A 1,477-nucleotide genomic window follows, 5' to 3' on the forward strand; every position below is an offset into this window, starting at 1 on the left:
CCGATAGTTCTGACTTGACTATAGCATATCTGACAAGGCGATCGCTCCTCTCCTTTCCTTCTCTTCTCCACTTCCGGGGATCCACAGATATTTTACCAAGTGAATTAGCAACCAATAAACCCGCCATACTATTGAAGGCGGGTAAATTATCAGTTTTTGGTGGCGCAAAACCTATCGCCTATTGTTGTGCTTTCTCCACGTTTTCTTTAAAGCCAAAGTTGATGGTAGGTGGTTCCAAATTGGGAACAATGATATCCATACCCGGAGGAAGGGGAGGCAGTTGAGGCAAACCAGTTTCCCAGTTCCTCGTTTGGTTAGGTAAGGCAGCAATAAATTCCTCTGCTGGTACTTCAGCCACGCGCAGAGTATTGATTAGTTGAGCGAGGGCAAATTCTATCTGTAATAGTGGATCAATCGCTACCCAGCCTTCATTAGTCAGCTTCCGTAACTCAAAGTGCAGGTGAGGTCCTGTAGACATTCCCGTACTTCCTACCCGTCCAATTACCTCCCCTTGTTGGACAAATTCTCCCGGTTTGACAAACAATTCTGATAGGTGAGCATAAAGGGTTTCTTTCGATTTTTTCTGGTGGTTAAGAACCACGGTTAAACCATATCCCCCTAACCAGTCAGCCAGGGTAACTTCCCCTGAATAAGATGCCACTACAGGAGTTCCGGTATCTGCTCCGAAATCAATACCTGTATGGAAGCTGCCAGTTCCCAAAATTGGGTGTTGTCGCCAACCAAATAATGAAGTAATTGGGGCGGGAATACTGAGGGGGAAAAGCAGGTGAGTATCTGAATTTCCGGGAAGTCTGGGGGGTCGCATGGTGCGCTTATAGTAACTCAAACCTGAATTACTCATCGCACTCATGCTGATGGGTCCCACTTGCACGGGACTTAATCCGGCTACAGGGACCTGATAGGAATAGTCTGGAGAGCCACCATAACTGGCGGCGACGTTTGTAGTTCCCCAGCCTCTGCTGTGGGCTGAGTGAGTTCTTCCTGTTGCTTGTTGACCGAATGAATGGGAAGGCTGACGGTGCTGAGTAACTGTTTTACCTCCCCCGCTGGGATATCCTGTCCCATAAGTAGGCTGACCAGGAATTCCAGCAATAGGTGCGGGTGGCGGAACACACAATCGATCAACAGTTTGACCGACTCCAACCACTGTTTCACAACCTGTCTGGCGCTCGGAAAAGATGACGGTTGAAGGCGCTTCATAACCACCGCCTCCTGTAGCCCCAATACTGTAATCTGTAGGGTCGATAAAGTTATGATCTGGGTTATTAAATGGTGTTCCCTGGGCTGTGGATGCAGATGGGGGAGAAATATTCTCATAAGAGGGTGGCGATGCCGTTTGGTGCTTTTCTGGCAGATAAATCGGCTGTTCTGGTGGGGCGATGTAACCACCTGACCTTTCTATGGGTGGCTCATAATAGGGTTCTGGTTCGTAATAGGGTTCTGGTTCGTAGTAAGG

General features: G+C 48.3%; 1 protein-coding gene. It reads right to left on the reverse strand.

What is annotated here, in order from left to right; all coding sequences use genetic code 11:
- Positions 1-178: 178 nt before the first annotated feature.
- A partial coding sequence (locus tag P5683_RS02990) for a M23 family metallopeptidase (RefSeq protein WP_315669412.1) occupies positions 179-1,477 on the reverse strand: 1,299 nt, incomplete at its 5' end.

This window comes from Limnospira sp. PMC 1279.21 (genome assembly GCF_032349615.1).
In the GTDB taxonomy this organism is placed as follows: domain Bacteria; phylum Cyanobacteriota; class Cyanobacteriia; order Cyanobacteriales; family Microcoleaceae; genus Limnospira; species Limnospira fusiformis.